This window comes from uncultured Methanofollis sp. (genome assembly GCF_937919355.1).
Lineage (GTDB): Archaea > Halobacteriota > Methanomicrobia > Methanomicrobiales > Methanofollaceae > Methanofollis.
In genome coordinates, this window is sequence record NZ_CALFSA010000037.1 from 1 (window position 1) to 15,364 (window position 15,364).

16 protein-coding genes are annotated in these 15,364 nt (G+C 60.4%); 9 read left to right on the forward strand and 7 right to left on the reverse strand.

The features are described 5' to 3' along the window. Both Q0520_RS01865 and Q0520_RS01870 read right to left on the reverse strand, forming a co-directional pair. Window positions 1–829 (reverse strand): class 1 fructose-bisphosphatase (locus Q0520_RS01865; protein WP_298665860.1); only part of this gene is annotated, 829 nt, incomplete at its 3' end. Window positions 830–909: 80 nt separating this feature from the next. Further along, a complete protein-coding gene (locus tag Q0520_RS01870) occupies window positions 910–1,827 on the reverse strand; it encodes an aldolase (protein ID WP_298665862.1) in 918 nt (305 codons plus the stop codon). 175 nt (window positions 1,828–2,002) lie between these two features. On the opposite strand from Q0520_RS01870, the gene Q0520_RS01875 reads away from it, so the two are divergent. The 3 genes from Q0520_RS01875 (at window position 2,003) to Q0520_RS01885 (ending at window position 5,991) form a co-directional block, all read left to right on the forward strand. Continuing rightward, window positions 2,003–2,599: a 5-formyltetrahydrofolate cyclo-ligase gene (locus Q0520_RS01875; RefSeq protein WP_298665863.1), complete on the forward strand. Its 597-nt coding sequence runs from the start codon at window positions 2,003–2,005 to the stop codon at window positions 2,597–2,599. Between the two features lie 51 nt (window positions 2,600–2,650). After that, window positions 2,651–5,086: a CDC48 family AAA ATPase gene (locus tag Q0520_RS01880; RefSeq protein ID WP_298665865.1), complete on the forward strand. Its 2,436-nt coding sequence runs from the start codon at window positions 2,651–2,653 to the stop codon at window positions 5,084–5,086. A 122-nt stretch (window positions 5,087–5,208) separates the two neighbouring features. Beyond that, the gene (locus Q0520_RS01885) at window positions 5,209–5,991 is read left to right on the forward strand and encodes a tetratricopeptide repeat protein (protein ID WP_298665867.1); all 783 of its coding nucleotides are present in this window, start codon (window positions 5,209–5,211) and stop codon (window positions 5,989–5,991) included. A gap of 113 nt (window positions 5,992–6,104) precedes the next feature. Here Q0520_RS01885 and Q0520_RS01890 read toward each other — a convergent pair whose 3' ends face one another. From Q0520_RS01890 to Q0520_RS01900, 3 genes are all read right to left on the reverse strand, one after another. Next, window positions 6,105–6,500: a carboxymuconolactone decarboxylase family protein gene (locus Q0520_RS01890; RefSeq protein WP_298665869.1), complete on the reverse strand. Its 396-nt coding sequence runs from the start codon at window positions 6,498–6,500 to the stop codon at window positions 6,105–6,107. Window positions 6,501–7,257: 757 nt separating this feature from the next. After that, window positions 7,258–7,443, reverse strand: coding sequence for a hypothetical protein (locus Q0520_RS01895; protein ID WP_298665871.1), 186 nt, complete (start codon window positions 7,441–7,443; stop codon window positions 7,258–7,260). Window positions 7,444–7,551: 108 nt separating this feature from the next. After that, window positions 7,552–7,686: a hypothetical protein gene (locus Q0520_RS01900; RefSeq protein ID WP_298665873.1), complete on the reverse strand. Its 135-nt coding sequence runs from the start codon at window positions 7,684–7,686 to the stop codon at window positions 7,552–7,554. 19 nt (window positions 7,687–7,705) lie between these two features. On the opposite strand from Q0520_RS01900, the gene Q0520_RS01905 reads away from it, so the two are divergent. Beyond that, window positions 7,706–8,653 (forward strand): hypothetical protein, encoded by a 948-nt coding sequence (locus Q0520_RS01905; RefSeq protein WP_298665875.1) that lies wholly within the window; start codon window positions 7,706–7,708, stop codon window positions 8,651–8,653. 187 nt (window positions 8,654–8,840) lie between these two features. On the opposite strand, the gene thiC is transcribed toward Q0520_RS01905, so the two are convergent. After that, a complete protein-coding gene (thiC, locus tag Q0520_RS01910) occupies window positions 8,841–10,115 on the reverse strand; it encodes a phosphomethylpyrimidine synthase ThiC (protein WP_298665877.1) in 1,275 nt (424 codons plus the stop codon). A gap of 267 nt (window positions 10,116–10,382) precedes the next feature. On the opposite strand from thiC, the gene Q0520_RS01915 reads away from it, so the two are divergent. Beyond that, complete coding sequence (locus Q0520_RS01915; RefSeq protein WP_298665879.1) at window positions 10,383–11,681, forward strand: sensor histidine kinase KdpD; 1,299 nt, start codon at window positions 10,383–10,385, stop codon at window positions 11,679–11,681. Between the two features lie 108 nt (window positions 11,682–11,789). On the opposite strand, the gene Q0520_RS01920 is transcribed toward Q0520_RS01915, so the two are convergent. Beyond that, complete coding sequence (locus Q0520_RS01920) at window positions 11,790–12,230, reverse strand: tetratricopeptide repeat protein (protein ID WP_298665881.1); 441 nt, start codon at window positions 12,228–12,230, stop codon at window positions 11,790–11,792. A gap of 123 nt (window positions 12,231–12,353) precedes the next feature. Between Q0520_RS01920 and Q0520_RS01925 the strand changes: the two genes are divergently transcribed. The 4 genes from Q0520_RS01925 to rnz are packed head-to-tail and all read left to right on the forward strand — an operon-like array spanning window position 12,354 to window position 15,362. After that, a complete protein-coding gene (locus Q0520_RS01925; RefSeq protein WP_342765228.1) occupies window positions 12,354–13,109 on the forward strand; it encodes an anaerobic ribonucleoside-triphosphate reductase activating protein in 756 nt (251 codons plus the stop codon). Next, a complete protein-coding gene (locus tag Q0520_RS01930; protein ID WP_298665883.1) occupies window positions 13,106–13,654 on the forward strand; it encodes a dephospho-CoA kinase in 549 nt (182 codons plus the stop codon). Before Q0520_RS01925 ends, Q0520_RS01930 begins: the two co-directional genes overlap by 4 nt. Further along, complete coding sequence (locus tag Q0520_RS01935) at window positions 13,651–14,427, forward strand: sugar phosphate isomerase/epimerase family protein (protein ID WP_298665885.1); 777 nt, start codon at window positions 13,651–13,653, stop codon at window positions 14,425–14,427. Before Q0520_RS01930 ends, Q0520_RS01935 begins: the two co-directional genes overlap by 4 nt. After that, a complete protein-coding gene (rnz, locus tag Q0520_RS01940; protein WP_298665915.1) occupies window positions 14,424–15,362 on the forward strand; it encodes a ribonuclease Z in 939 nt (312 codons plus the stop codon). The genes Q0520_RS01935 and rnz overlap by 4 nt, the downstream gene beginning before the upstream one ends. The last annotated feature ends 2 nt before the right edge of the window (window positions 15,363–15,364 follow it).

A 15,364-nucleotide genomic window follows, 5' to 3' on the forward strand; every position in this document is an offset into this window, starting at 1 on the left:
GGTGCGGGTCGTCGGGGTCCACGTCGAGGAGGTTCCGGGTGCCGTCGGTGATCGCGCCCCCGGCCTGCTCGGCGATGAAACCGACGGGGACGGCCTCGTACATCAGGCGGAGTTTGCCTTTCGGTTTGTCTTTCAGGGCGGGGTAGCAGTAGATCCCGCCGTACTTGAGGATCTGGTGGAAGTCGGCCACATAGGACCCGGTGTAGCGGACCTTCGCACCCTCTTTCTCGATCGTCTCGATGAACGCCGTGTGCGTCGCCGTCCACTCGGGCCTCTTCCCACCGGTGCCGTAGAGGTTCCCCTCGGGTATCCTGACGTCCGCTTCGAGGAGGCGGTAGACGCCCTTGTGGTCCATCGCAAAGATCTGCACGCCCTTGCCCACGCTCAGGGTGAGAGTCGTCATGGGGCCGTAGAGCATGTAGAGCGCCGCCTTCAGGTCCCGCCCCTTCTGCCGCACAGACCCGTTGCCGAAGATCCCGACGATCGTCCCGACGGCGAGGTTCGTCTGGATCAGGGACGACCCGTCCATCGGGTCCATCACGACGGCATAGTCCTGCTTCGCACCGGCGAAGGTGAGCACCTCCTCCTGCTCCTCTGAGGAGAGTTCGCGCACGAGGCCGGAGTCGCGGACCGCCCCGATGATCCTTTCGTCGGCCCAGGTGTCCATTGCCGCCTGCTGTTCACCGTAGACGTTCTCGCTCCCGGCATAGGCCTGGTGGGTGATGAAGGCTTCCCTGATCGGGGTCGCCTGCCGTGCGATGAGTTCGATGAGGTCCTGCAGCCCGGCCTCGCAGCCTGCCGCCCGGAGATAGTCTTGCAGTGTCGTCATCTTCAGTCTCCGAAATTCTCTATATCAGATCCCCTATAAGAACACCGCCCCGGCAGGGGATGGCAAAAAGAAAAAAAGGGTCAGTTGCCCTTCAGGAGCGCGACGGCGTCCTCAAGGGATGCATTGTCGATGGTGATGGCCGAGATGGCGTTGCACATCCGCACGGCCTCGTCGAGGGACTTCTGGTGGATGTTCCGGCCCGTTGCGTTGCCGGACGCACCGCCGATGTGGATCTGGTCGTAGAGTTCCTTGAGGAACTTTTTCTCGTCGATGCTCGACCCGCCGGCGCAGACGACCTGCGTCCTGCCTGCGGAGCGGGTCGCCTCGCGGAGGAGTTCGGCCGAGACCGCGCCCTCTTTCTTCGGGGCGTTCACCTTGACGAAGTCGGAGCCGAGGCAGGCGGCGACGCCGGTGGCGCCTGCAATGAGGTGCGGGTCCTTCTCGTCCTTCACCGCCGCGCCGCGGGGGTAGATCCAGAGGACGGTGACGAGGCCGTGCTGGTGGGCCTCGAAGATGATCCGGGCCGCTTCCCTCATCATCTCGGCTTCATACTCCGAGCCGAGATAGATCGTGTAGCCGACGCCGAGGATCTTCAGGTCGTTCTGGTTGCGGAAGGCGACGACCTGCTCGACCGTCGAGATCATCGGGCTGTACGGGTCTTTCTGGGCAGTCTTCACGAGGTGGGTCTTGGAGTTGAGTTTGACCAGGTACGGGACGTCGGGGTAGTCCCGGCCGTAGCGTGCGACGAGGCCGAGTTGCGTCGCAAAGACGCCGATGCGCCCCTTCTCCGCGATCCTGAAGAGGTGCTCCGGGTCGGCGTCGTCCTCGTGGATCCCCTCGCCGAAGAAGTCGTCGTTGAGGTGCTCGATCTTCTGGTCGCCGGCGAAGAGCATGAGACGGCCGGACCCGTGGGTGATAGTCGTGTAATTCTCGATATAGGTCGCCCGTGCCGTGCCGGGAACGTCGGCGGGGACTGACAGCGTAACATTTGCAGACATACCAGAGTCAATCATGCCGCCCTGTACTTATGTTTTATGGGAATCGGGGCACAGGAGGTACGTATGGTCTCGCAGGAGGGGCCTCAGGGTTTACTGGAGAGTAATCGGGCGGGTTTTCAAAGAGGTGCGCCGGCAAGAGATTTCTTTATCCCCGGCAGGCAGGGATATACTATGGATGAATGCTGTGCGTCCTGAGCATCCTGCGGCAAAACAGGCATTGCGGGACAGCGTGAAAAAACTCCGCTTCGCCCTCTCCGCAGACGAGATCCAGGAAAAAAGCAGGGCTGTCACCTCCCGCCTCCTCTCCTATCTCGACGGGGCCGGGACTGTGATGGTCTATGTCTCAAAGCCCCCTGAAGTCGATACGACCGGTCTCATCGACGCCCTCCTTGCCCGCGGCACGCGGGTCGTCGTCCCGATCATCGAGAAGGAGACCCATACCCTCCGCCTCTCCTATCTCGAAAACAGGGGTATGCTCGTGGAGAGCACCTTTCATGTGCCCGAACCCATCGGCCACGAGATCCCGGCGTCCCCCGCCGACCTCGACGCAATCGTTGTCCCCATGGTCGGTTTCGACAGGTCGGGGAACCGCCTCGGGTACGGTGCGGGGTATTATGACCGCTTTCTTGCAGGGTGCCCGGAGATCCGTACGGTCGGGATCGCCTTCGCCGGCCAGGAAGTCGGGGCCGTCCCTCACGAACCTTTTGATCGGCAGATGGACGCGATCATTACGGAATGCGAGACTCTCCTCTGCCACTGTGGAAAAACTTAAAATAGTATGACCACTAACTTTGAGTAAACACTCTATGGGGGAGTGCATAGTATGCAGAAAGATTATCGAGACCTTACTGTTAAAGAGGCTTATTACGAGGACGCCGGGCGCGGCATCGCGCGTCTCGGCATTGACGTGATGAAGGACCTTGGTCTCGTCTCCGGTGACGTGATCGAGATCCAGGGCAAGCAGAAGGCCGCCGCCATCGTGAAGCCCAGTTATCCCGAAGACATAGGGAGAGATGTCATCAGGATCGACGGCACCATCAGGGGCGACGCCCGCGTCGGCATCGACGACACCGTGAGGATCGGGCGGGTGGAGGTGGGCTACGGCCAGAAGGTCGTCATCCAGCCGACCCAGCCGATCAGACTCGTCGGCGGCGAGCAGTACCTCAAAAGGCTCCTCATCGGCCGGCCTGTCTTCGAGGGTCAGACCCTGCGGGTCAACGTGCTCGGCAACCCCCTCACCTTCGTCATCAGCAAGGTGACCCCGAAGGGTGTCGCCATCATCTCGGAGACGACGGAGGTCGACCTGAAGGAGACGCCGTACAAGCCCGGTGCAGGCATGCGCAAGGAGGCTACCGGCGTCCACTACGAGGACATCGGCGGCCTGGGCCGCGAACTCGACATGGTCAGGGAGATGATCGAACTCCCGATGCGCCACCCCGAACTCTTCAAGCGCCTCGGCATCGAACCGCCGAAGGGCGTGCTCCTCTACGGCCCGCCGGGAACAGGGAAGACCCTCATCGCCAAGGCCGTCGCAACAGAGGTGAATGCCAACTTCATCTCCATCTCGGGCCCGGAGATCATGGGCAAGTACTACGGCGAGTCCGAGGAACGCCTGCGGGAGGTCTTCGAGAAAGCGCAGGAGAACGCCCCGACGATCATCTTCATCGACGAGATCGATTCCATCGCCCCGAAACGCGAGGAGACGAAGGGCGAGGTGGAGAGACGTGTCGTCGCGCAACTCCTCGCTCTCATGGACGGTCTCAAGGCCCGCGGCCAGGTCGTCGTCATCGCCGCCACGAACATCCCTGACGCAATCGACCCGGCCCTCCGCCGCGGCGGCAGGTTCGACCGTGAGATCGAGATCGGCATCCCTGACAAGAAGGGGAGGCTTGAGATCTTCCAGGTCCACACGCGGGGCGTCCCCCTTGCCGAGAACGTCGACCTCCAGCACCTCGCCGACACCACCCACGGCTTCGTCGGCGCGGACATCGCCCTCCTCGTGAAGGAGGCGGCAATGCACGCACTCCGCCAGGTGATCCCGAAGATCAAGATCGAGGAGGAGATCCCGGCCGAGTTGATCGAGAACCTCAAGGTCACGGGCGAGGACTTCGACGAGGCGAGGAAGCACGTCGAACCCTCGGCGATGCGCGAGGTGCTCGTCGAGGTGCCTGACGTGAAGTGGGAGAGCGTCGGCGGCCTCGACGACGTGAAGAGCGAACTCTCCGAGGCGGTGGAGTGGCCGCTGAAGTACCCCGAGGTCTTCAGCCGCATGCACACGAAGCCGCCGAAGGGTATCCTCCTCTTCGGCCCGCCGGGAACGGGGAAGACCATGCTCGCCAAGGCGACGGCCAACGAGAGCGAGTGCAACTTCATCTCGGTGAAGGGCCCTGAACTCCTCTCCAAGTGGGTCGGCGAGTCGGAGAAGGGAGTGCGGCAGATCTTCCGGAAAGCGCGGCAGGCGGCCCCGTCGATCGTCTTCTTCGACGAGATCGACTCCCTTGTGCCGAAACGCGGCTCGTACGCCACATCCTCCCACGTGACCGAGAGTGTCGTCTCCCAGCTCCTCACCGAACTGGACGGCCTCGAGGAACTGAAGAACGTGATGGTGCTCGGCGCCACGAACAGGCCGGACATGATCGACGACGCCCTGCTGCGGCCGGGCAGGCTCGACCGGATCATCTATGTGCCGCCGCCCGATGCGGCGAGCAGGAAGAAGATCTTCGAGGTCTACCTGAAGGGCGTCGAGGACCTGCTTGCGGCCGACGTGAAGGTCGACGACCTTGTCGCCCGGACCGACGGCTATGTCGGCGCCGACATCGAGGCCGTGGTCAGGGAGGCGAAACTTGCGGCAATGCGCGAGTTCATCGGGGCGATGAAGGACAAGTCGCCGGAGGAACGGGCTGACGCCATCGGGAATGTGCGGGTCACCGGCAGGCACTTCGACCTCGCCTTCGAGAAGGTGAAAGGGTCCCTCCCGCCCGAGCGGCGCGAGGAGTTCGAGCGCCTTGCCTGGGAGATCCAGTACTCCGGCGAGCAGAAGAGCACTCTCGAAAAGGCGGCGGCCCTGGTGAAGCGCGCCGGCCTTGTCGCCGGCAGGGGCGACGAGACGGTCAGGAAACTCGCCGAAGACCTGAGGGCGGCGAACTACGCCCAGAAGAAGGACTTCGCCGCGATCACGGCCCTCTCCGAAAAACTGGAGGCGGCCCTCGGGTCGCAGCAGAAACCCGTATATCCGGCAGAACACCTGCAGGGGAGTTAACCCCGCTTCTTTTTTTGAATGACAGATCTGGTACTGATTTGAGAGACAAATCCACGTACCGTACGCACACTCCGACGAAAATATAGAAAGTTATATCTCTGAAATCCGGTCAATAAAAAAATGTGAAGATCAAGTGGCTCCTCCTCATCGTCGGTGTCCTGATCATTGCAGGGTTCGCCCTCTCCGACCGCATCGCCGATGACCCCGCGTACCTCTCCTCAATGTTCGGCGATGCCGGCGCCGCGGCCGCTTCCACTCTCGTATCCTTCGAGCAGTACGAAGCGGCGGCATTCTGTGCAGACGTTGCGGGCACGGTTGTTCCCGACCACTCCGGGCTTCTCAGGGTGAAGGCGGAGGCCCTGTCGGCACAGGGGAAGTACGGCGAAGCACTCGCCTGGTATGACCGTGCCCTCACTGCCGGTGATGGGGGTGCAGAAATTCTCTCCGAGAAGGGAAAGGTGCTCATGATGGCCGGCGACTTTGACGGTGCCGTCGCGGCATGCACGAATGCCCTCGCCGTCGACCCGGATGATCTCCGGGCACTCCAGACCGCCGGCGCTTCAAGCCTCCTCCTCGGGAGGTACGACGAGGCGGTCGGCTACTATGACCGGATTGTCCGGGCACGGCCGGACGATGCAGGGGCATGGATCAAGAAGGGAGACGCCCTCCTCTATATCTCGATACGGGAGGAGAAGCAGATGAGGGAGGCGTTCAGGGACATCACAGGCATGTCGGGCGAGGCTTCCTTCAGTCCCAACCCTGATGCCTATATGGACGCGATGGAGTGCTTCAACCACGCGATCGCCCTCGACCCAAAGACGGCGCCCCTCCTTGCCACCCGCCTCGTGGCACGGTCCGAGATCACCGTCCAGACCTGCGAGGACGTCGTCAAAAACCTCGGGTAAAGTTTCTCCATTTTTTGTGCTGGAGACATACAGTCGGTGCAGGTCTTCGACTGCCCCATTTTACATTCAAAGACCCTGCACAGATATCGTGAAAACTGTTCTTCGGCCTCCCCTCACGGGAACGATTCCTTGAAGGCCCGGAGGGAGGAGGCGAGGACGTGCGTCTTGCCGATGACGCCGGCGATGAGGATGGTGTCGAGGATCTCGTCCCTTGTCGCCCCCTCCCGGACCGCCGCTCCGATATGCACTTTGATACACTTGTCGGCGCCGGCACCGGCGGCGGCGGCGATCGCCACGAGTTCGGCGGTCTTCGTGTCCATGCTTGCAGGTCTGGCTGTCCTGTAGTCGCCGAGGGCGGAGAGGGTGAAGGCCTCGGGGCGCTCGCGCATCACCGTGAAGATGAAGGGGACGGTGCCGAGCCAGTTCCCGGTCTCGGCAAGGACGTCGTCGGCCATCGTGTCGGCATGGGAGAGGAAGTCGTCGAGAGTCTTCTGGTTTTCCGGTTTCATAAATGAGGATGGGGAGGAGGGGGATATCAGTCTGTCTTTTTTGAATTTTGAAAACCGGACAGACACCAAAGATTGTGATACCTGGACCTGTAGATTCGCTCTGGTCTTTCTCTTCTCATATGAAAGGACCACTCACCGGATCGCGGTCCCGCCGTACCCCTGTCAATTACAACCCGAGATCCGGGGACGACCGTCTCCGGGGAGTTGATCAGCACGTACCCCGGCAATTCGGATCAGAGCATTCTCCTTCTTCATTCCAAAACTTCAGGTCACGAGTGATTTTCCAGAGCCTTCAGGTACATTTTTCAAAATCGGATGCATGGCGTACGATTTTACCCTGATAGAGATTCCTACAGTAATTTAGGATCCGGGGTCAGGATACGACACCCTACCGTTTTTGATAAGATTCGAGCAAGAGACAAAGAATAATTCAGCATCAGTTTCCCCACCCCTCTGCCTTCGTACCTCCTGTCCGTCGCCATCCGGGCAAGTTTAATCGCGGGATAGCAGGGGTAATGAAATCCGGGGACGCCAGAATGGTCGTGGTTGATTTTCTTTCTTGAGATGCTGTCCGCACAGAGCGTAAAAAAACCCACGACCGTGCCCCCGCCATCATACACCACGCGAGTCACAGATAGCGCGTTGTCTTGATCTTCAAGGGCTTCGTATTTCAAAAAATGATTCAATTCGGGACTGGAACAACAAAAGGTGTCCACCGGTGTCATATCATTCAGAATTCTAACCCTGCCACCTCCTCTCAAAATTCACCCTCCTCGAAAAACCTGGCCGGAATGTGAACCCGCCTCGCCATTACGTCCACCGAGTTCTCAAGATCGATCACACTTTCCATAAATTTCCGGCCCCCCTCGGTCTCATATTTCTCGGGATGGGCCAGACGGTCCTCTAACTCCGCCCACTCGTCATCGTCCAAAAGTAATGTCATCTCTGATCGCCTCTAATCAATTAACATATATTCTGTCTATATATATACCTCCCATTACGTTCCCCTGCCCTGTCAGGCGGGGCGGGTTTTGTGAGCGCCCACGCCCTGTCAGAACTCGTCGTCGCCCTCTGCGACGAGGAGACCAACCTCCGACGAGTACGGGAGGTCGCACCACGGGTACCCGTCCCGCATCGTCCACCCCGCCCGGAGATCCGCCAGCGTTTCAGTACGTCGTAAAGCCATGCATACAGAGGTGAGTCAGATGACACAAAAACAGATCGCAATTGGACTCATCGTCCTCCTGCTGATCATCGGCGGGACGACGCTGCTGCCGGTGGAATATCCGCAGGCAGACGAAGACGTACATAGGGGGATTGAAGTTGCCGGGCCGTACGGCGTACAGAATATTCCTGAAGTCACCCTCGACATTGCCCTCCCTCGATATCCTGAAAAGGCCATGGTCTACAGGACGGTCGACACTCCTGTGTCGAAAGAGGATGCACTGAAGATGGCGAAGAAGTTTGGGATGTCCGGACCGCTTGAGGAAGATGAAATCAATTATGTTATTAAAAAAGATCCCTATACATTTGAGATCGAAAAAGAAACGGCCTATATGACATACACGTGGGAGAAGAGGTGGAGTGGAGTAGACCCCAGGGACAGCCCTGAAAATCTCCCGACCGACGAGGAGGCACGGAAGATCGCCGGGACGTTTCTCATCTCTCACGATCTCATGCCTGAAGGGGCGGTGTATTCAGGCGTTACGCATGGTGAAGGGTTCTTTTTGAATAGTACCGACGAAACGTCCATTCAAAACTATAAGGACATTAAAGTCCTCTTCACTGGCACACTGAGCAACCTTTCAGTGGCCGGAAACGGGATATATGTCACCGTTGGGGGGGATGGCGACATCCTTAAGGTCGCCAAGCGCTGGCGCGAGGCCGAACCCTATAAAGAGTTCGAGATCCTCTCTCCCGGAGAGGCGATTGAAGAACTCAAACAGACCGGGATCGTCACGACGATGAATTCACCGCAAAAAGCGACCGTCGATGAGATCAAACTCTGCTACTATGCAAGCCCGCCGGGAGACAAACAGCCCTACCTCAAACCGACCTACTACTTCCATGGGACTGTCGAAGGAGAAAAGGGGACGGGGACGTTCTTCCAGTACGTCCCCGCGGCCCCCGAACTCGGGAAGGGGGTGTACTGATCCCCGCTCCTCCCCTCTTTTTCTGTGAAACAGGATGCAATCCCCCCGAGAGAGGATTATCATCATCCTTCCATTTTCGAAGCCCATGAGCCTGACGTCACGGCCCCTGTTTCAAGGAGTGCAGGAAGCACCTTCAGAGGTATCCTCCTGATTAGATACGAGGAATTCACTCTGAAAAAAAGAAAATTTAGAAGTGGAAATTCTTGTTCACGATCTTCAGCGCACAGTAGTCGCCGCACATCGTGCAGCCATCGGTGTCGGCGGGCATGCGCTCGCTCCTGATCTTCTTTGCGCGCTCCGGGTTCATGGCGACAGCGAACTGCCGGTCCCAGTCGAGGTCGCGGCGGGCATGGCCCATCTCGAGGTCGGCGTCTCTCTTCTTCAGCTTGATCATGTCGCCGACGTGCGCGGCGATCCGGGAACTCATCACACCTTCGTAGACCTCCTCGGGGGTCGGGAGGGCGAGGTGCTCTGCCGGGGTCACGTAGCAGATGAAGTCGGCGCCGTAGGCCGAGGAGAGGGATGCGCCGATGGCGGCGACCCTGTCGTCGTAGCCCGGCGCAATGTCGGTGACCAGGGGGCCGAGCATGTAGAAGGGCTTCCTGTTGGTGATCCTCTTCTGGACGACGACGTTCGCCTGGATCTCGTCGAGCGGGATGTGGCCCGGCCCCTCGATGATCGTCTGCACGCCGTAGTCGTGGGCCTTGTCCGCGAGTTCGGCATTGATGATCAGTTCCTGGAGTTGCGCCCGGTCGGTGGCGTCGTGGACTGCACCGGCCCGCATGCCGTTCCCGAAGGAGAGGGTGACCTCGTGCTCCTTGAGGATCTCAAGGAGATAGTCGAACTCCGCATAGAGCGGGTTCTCCTGCTCGTTGTGGAGCATCCATGCGGTCATGAAGGCCCCGCCGCGGGAGACGAGACCCCCGTGACGGCCCTGGTTCTTCAGCCTCTTCATCGTCTCCAGGTTGATGCCGGTGTGGATGGCCATGAAGTTCGTGCCGAGTTTCGCCTGCTCCGCAGTGATCCTGAAGAGGTCGTCGGGGTCCATGAAGACGACGCCGCCCTTCTTCTGTGCGGCCTCGATGAAGGCCTGGTACAGGGGGACGCTCCCCACGGAGAGAGTCGTCGCCGCGATGACCCTGCGCCTGATATCCAGGAAGTCGCCGCCTGTCGAGAGTTCCATCAGGGTGTCGGCGCCGGCCTTCTCGGCCATTTTTACCTTCTCGATCTCCTGGTCAACGTCCACCATATCGGTGGAGGTGCCGATGGAAGCGTTCACCTTGGTGCGGAGGCCCTCGCCGATACCGCAGATCTTGACCTTCCTGTACGGCGAGACCGGGATGGTGATATGGCCCTCGGCCACGCCGCGGCGGACGAAGTCCTCGGTGACTCCTTCCTTTGCCGCGACTGTCTTCATTTCTTCGGTGATGACGCCGCGCTTTGCGTCCTCAATTAATCCCATGCCTTCATTGTTGGGTAAACTCTGACATAAACCCTCTGTTTTGCCGGCGCTCGCTAAATTTTGCTTGTTCTCCGGACAAGTAAATTTGTTTACGTTTTAACAAGCAATTTTTAGATCTCCACCATGTCCCGCGCACATGGCGGCATGATCAGAAAAACCCTTATTTCCGTTATCCTCCATGAAATTTCTTCTGTTTTTAATAATCCAAACAGATATCCAGATCATATATCGAAGGTACTATATACCGAACCTCCCAAAAGAAATAGGATGGGCCTCAACGGGCTGACAACCCCTCTCAAGAGCAGTCGCACCCTGCATGATGGGTTGATCCTCACGGCCTCGGGTGTGATCATTCTCCTGATTGCATTATACATGGATGCTTTTGAGATGCTCGCCTCATGGGCCGCGACATATGAAGCATGGGAACTCGACGAAGTCCTCTTCACAGTCCTCGTGATCTCGGTCGGGATCGGCATCTTCACCTTCAGGCGCTGGACGGACCTGAATAGAGAAGTGAGAATGCGTATCCTCGCTGAAGAAAGGCTGAAACTTGCGATCCAGGGGGGAGAACTCGGGATCTGGGACTGGGACATGGCGACGGGAAAGGTGACGGTCCATTCTATCACAGACGCATGGAATGGAGATACATTCAGGGAAGAGATGATCCCGGCCGCAGAGATCGAGACGCGTGTGCACCCCGAGGACTCCCCGGTCCTCCTCCAGCGTATGGGTGAGGTCACCTCGAAAAATGAACCTTTTTACGAGAGTGAGTGCCGGGTACCAGGGAAGGACGGGACCTGGCGCTGGGTGCACATCAGGGGAAAGGTGATGAGTCGCGGCGAAGGCGGTCGCCCCGTACGGGTGGCCGGGATACTCCGGGACATCACCGATGCCAAACTGGCGCAGGACGCACTTGCTGAGGCCAACAAAAAGAGCACTCTCCTCTCCAGCATTACACGCCATGACGTCATCAACCAGATCTGTGTCATTGCGGCATATGCACACTTTCTCTCCGATGAACTGCCAGCCTCCGGGCAGCAGGGGGAATACCTCCGCAGGATACTGACAGCAACCGGGGCGATACAGGACCAGATCGCATTCATGCAGGACTATCGGAGCATGGGGGCGGGATCACCGGTGTACTGCTGCGTGAGCACGGTCGTGGAGCGTGCATACCAGAACGCATCCCCCTGCGACATAGGGATTACCATCTCCACCGGTACGCTGGAGGTCTTTGCCGACCCCATGTTTGAAAAAGTGTTCTTTAACCTGGTAGACAACACCATCCGCCACGGAGACGGTGCGACGCGGATACAGGTGTCTTTCCACGAGGAGGGAGGGACTGGAGTGATCGTCTACGAAGACGACGGTGCCGGCATCCCCATATCCCAGAAAGAAAAAATTTTTGACAGGGGCTTCGGGCGGAACTCCGGCCTCGGCCTCTTCCTTGTGCGGGAAATTCTTGGCATCACCGGCATGACGATCCGGGAGACGGGAACAGAAGGGAAAGGCGTACGGTTCGAGGTCCTGGTGCCTGCCGGGAAATACCGGACCGATCAGGATTGATACGGCATAGGTCGATTCACCGGGAGGTCGCCCTCCTGCCCTCCTATAGTCCAGAAATAGGATGAGGTGGAGCAGGGTCAGATATCCTGATGGGAAATCCGCTTCACGTCAGTCGCCTGTGGCGATTGAGACGGCCGATGCCCCGTATTCTGTATCCGGACGTGACGGCACATAGGGGGCGAGGGAGCGGTCAAGACCCACGGCCTTCTCAAAGCAACCGTCGGCACCACCGTCGTCTCCGAGGTTCCAGAGCGCGATACCTTTTGCGTACCAGGCAAGGGCATAGTCCGGGTCGAGGGCGAGTGCTCTGTCATAGCACTCGAGGGAGGCGTTGTACTGACCGTCGATGTTGTTAAGATACATGCCTTTGGTGCACCATGCCGTGGCATTCTCCGGGTCTGCCTCGATCTCACGGTCCAGGTCTGCGATCGCATCATATCCGATCTGCCGCGTCTCTTCCAGGCTTCGTACATCGGCCGTCTGCTGGAGACACCCGCCTGCCAGCAGGAGGGCCGCCATGATCAGGAGAAGGGGGAGGGGCGTGTCCATGGACGGGAGTCTTGGAGTATGCATCCATGAAGATACCGATCTCCATCCCCGACCACCGCATATCGCCGTCCTCCTGCACTGTTCGATAGATTCTATAAAACCGCTCGCCCATGATATACAACGGTGGTTTTTCTGAAGGTGAACTTCGGCGGTTTCGTCCCGCTCAGCACAGTGGACTGGAGAGGCAGGGCCGTCTGCACGGTCTTTCTCCGTGGTTGCCCTGTCCGGTGCCACTACTGCCAGAACGCCGCCCTTCAGGACGGCACGGACGAGCGGGAGATCGGCGACGTCCTTGCCATGGTCAAAGAGTCCTCCCTCCTCGTCTCCGGCGTCGTCTTCTCCGGCGGCGAGGCGACGATGCAGAAGGAGGCCCTCCTCGCCCTTGCTGAGGGCGTGCAGGCAATGGACCTTGGCGTCGGCCTTCAGACAAACGGCGTTTACCCGGCGACGATCAGGGCGCTCCTTGAAAGACGCCTCGTCGACAAGGTCTCCCTCGACCTCAAGACGCAGTGGCGCCACTACAACAACCTCCTCAAGGAGGACTTCGCAGACAGGGTGAAGGAGTCGCTCCGCCTCTGCACCGCGGCCCACCACGCCGGCAGACTCCCGGAGTTCGAGGCGGTCGTGACGACCTTCCGGGGGTGCGAGGACGACATCGCCTACATCGCAAAGGACGCGGAAGGCATCGACCTCGTCCTCCAGCAGGGCGTCATCGCCGGCGTCGCCCCCCTCGACTTCGAGGAACTCGCGGCCGTCGCCGACCGCCTCGGGCGGAGCGTGAGGATCAGGACGCGGCAGGACGGCGAAGTCGCCTACGAAGGGCGGCGGATCGTCAGGGCGGAGAGTATTATCGAGCAGGAGAGGAGAAGCGAGAGATGAAAGTCATCGGAATCGTCGGCATGCCGGCAAGCGGCAAAGGCGAGTTTTCACGGATTGCAGCAGAGAAAGGGATCCCGGTCGTGGTGATGGGCGACGCCATCAGGAAGGCGGTCACCACCGCCGGACTCCCCCTGACAGACACGAACATGGGAAAAATCTCCTCAGACCTCCGCGCGAAGCACGGCATGGGGGCGATCGCCCTCATCACCGTCCCCGAGGTGGAGGCCACAGGCGCCCCCGTCGCCGTCATCGACGGCATCAGGGGGAGCGCCGAGGTCGAGATCTTCAGGGAACACTTCCCCTCCTTCCTCCTCGTCGGCGTGAAGGCCTCCTTCGAGACGCGTCTCACCCGCCTCGGCAGCCGCGGCAGGTCCGACGACCCCGCATCCCCCGACGACCTCAGGAAGCGCGACGAGCGTGAACTCGGCTGGGGCCTTGGCGACGCCCTCGCCATGGCCGACGTCTTCTTCGAGAACGAAGGCACGATGGATGAGTACAGGGCAAAAGCCCGGCACCTCCTCGACGCCCTGGAGGGGTGCGCATGAGCATTCAACCGTACTTCGCCTCCTCCTCGAAGGTCTGGGAGTCGGTGGACTGGGTCTTCGGCATCGAGGAGTGCGGGTACGCGGGCTGGGAGATCTCGGCCGACGGGCACTACCGCCTCGAAAACCCGGTGAACAAGGCGGCGATCCGCGACGTCCTCGACAGCACGCACCTGAAGGCGACGGTGCACGCCCCCTACGCCGACCTCAACCTCGCCTCCATCAACGACCCCATCTGGCGCGAGTCTGTGCGGCAGGTCTGCCTCTGCATCGAGAACGCCGCCGACATCACCGACAGGGTTACCATCCACCCCGGCTACCTCTCCCCCGCAGGGAAGTTGCTCCCCGACCGCGTATGGGACCTCCAGAAAGAGGCGCTGCGGCAGATCGGAAAATGCGCTGAAGAGCACGGCGTCGTCGCCTGCCTGGAGAACATGATCAACATCCCCGACTTCCTCTGTCACGACCCCTTTGAACTCCTCGGTCTCACCGAGGGTATCGACGGGATAGGCGTCACCTTCGACCTCGGCCACGCAAACACCGTCAGGAAGACCGACGCCTTCCTGGGGGAGATTGGGCAGGCAGACCACCTGCACATCCACGACAACCACGGCGCCACCGACGAGCACCTCGCCCTTGGCGACGGCACACAGGACTGGAAGAAGATCGGGCACGCCGTCGCCGCCGGCTACCACGGCGGCGTGGCCGTGGTCGAGGGGCGCAACCTCGACGAGGCGCGGAAAAGCCTTGACGTTTTCAGGAGGTGTTTCGTATAGCCGGCGAGACCCTGCAGGTGTATTTCCTCGGTACGGCCGGCGCTCTCCCGACGCCGAACCGCAACCCCTCGTGCGTCATGGTCAGACACGGTTCCGACACCCTCCTCTTCGACTGTGGCGAAGGGGCCCAGCAGCAGATGATGCGGGCGCGGACCGGTTTCCTCGTCGACGCCATCTTCATCACCCACTGGCACGCCGACCACTTCCTCGGTGTCCTCGGGCTTGTGCAGACCATGGCCTTCAACGGCCGTACAGAACCCCTCGTCATCTACGGCCCCGACGGGGTGCACGACTTCGTCGACTACACCATCAAGATCGGGCGGACAAAACTCGGCTTCGACCTCCAGCCCATCCAGTTAGCCCCCGGCATGGCCGTCAGGTTCGAGGGCTATCAGGTGGAAGCCTTTGCGACCGCCCACGGCATGCCGAGCATTGGCTATGTCCTCAGAGAAGATGTGCGGCCGGGCAGGTTCGACCGCGAGAAGGCGATCTCCCTCGGCGTCCCGCCCGGCCCCCTCTTCGGGCGCCTCCAGCGCGGGGAGAGCGTAACCGTAACGCGCGACGGTGCCGAGGTGACGATCACCCCCGACCAGATCCTCGGGACATCACGGCCCGGGCGGATGATCATCTATACCGGGGACACCCGCCCCATCCACCACCTCCAGACAGAGGGCCTCGAAGGGGCCGACCTCCTCATCCACGACGCCACCTTCGACGACTCCGAGAGAGGCCGCGCCGGAGAGGTCTTCCACTCGACGGCCGGTGAGGCCGGCGAAGCGGCGTCGGCACTCAAAGCCCACTCCCTCGCCCTCGTCCACATCAGTTCGCGCTATACCTCGATGACAAACCATATACGGGATGCAGAGGAGAAGTTTGAAGGCGAGGTGCTTGCACCAGCGGATCTGACGATGGTGGAAGTTCCTTTCAGGGAGTGACG

What these genes read in the sequence shown, in the direction of transcription:
- Q0520_RS01870 (WP_298665862.1), bottom strand. Translation starts at nt 1,827, where the DNA reads ATGTCTGCAAATGTTACGCTGTCAGTCCCCGCCGACGTTCCCGGCACG.
- Q0520_RS01875 (WP_298665863.1), top strand. Translation starts at nt 2,003, where the DNA reads ATGAATGCTGTGCGTCCTGAGCATCCTGCGGCAAAACAGGCATTGCGG.
- Q0520_RS01880 (WP_298665865.1), top strand. Translation starts at nt 2,651, where the DNA reads ATGCAGAAAGATTATCGAGACCTTACTGTTAAAGAGGCTTATTACGAG.
- Q0520_RS01890 (WP_298665869.1), bottom strand. Translation starts at nt 6,500, where the DNA reads ATGAAACCGGAAAACCAGAAGACTCTCGACGACTTCCTCTCCCATGCC.
- Q0520_RS01895 (WP_298665871.1), bottom strand. Translation starts at nt 7,443, where the DNA reads ATGACATTACTTTTGGACGATGACGAGTGGGCGGAGTTAGAGGACCGT.
- Q0520_RS01900 (WP_298665873.1), bottom strand. Translation starts at nt 7,686, where the DNA reads ATGGCTTTACGACGTACTGAAACGCTGGCGGATCTCCGGGCGGGGTGG.
- Q0520_RS01905 (WP_298665875.1), top strand. Translation starts at nt 7,706, where the DNA reads ATGACACAAAAACAGATCGCAATTGGACTCATCGTCCTCCTGCTGATC.
- thiC (WP_298665877.1), bottom strand. Translation starts at nt 10,115, where the DNA reads ATGGGATTAATTGAGGACGCAAAGCGCGGCGTCATCACCGAAGAAATG.
- Q0520_RS01915 (WP_298665879.1), top strand. Translation starts at nt 10,383, where the DNA reads ATGGGCCTCAACGGGCTGACAACCCCTCTCAAGAGCAGTCGCACCCTG.
- Q0520_RS01920 (WP_298665881.1), bottom strand. Translation starts at nt 12,230, where the DNA reads ATGGACACGCCCCTCCCCCTTCTCCTGATCATGGCGGCCCTCCTGCTG.
- Q0520_RS01930 (WP_298665883.1), top strand. Translation starts at nt 13,106, where the DNA reads ATGAAAGTCATCGGAATCGTCGGCATGCCGGCAAGCGGCAAAGGCGAG.
- Q0520_RS01935 (WP_298665885.1), top strand. Translation starts at nt 13,651, where the DNA reads ATGAGCATTCAACCGTACTTCGCCTCCTCCTCGAAGGTCTGGGAGTCG.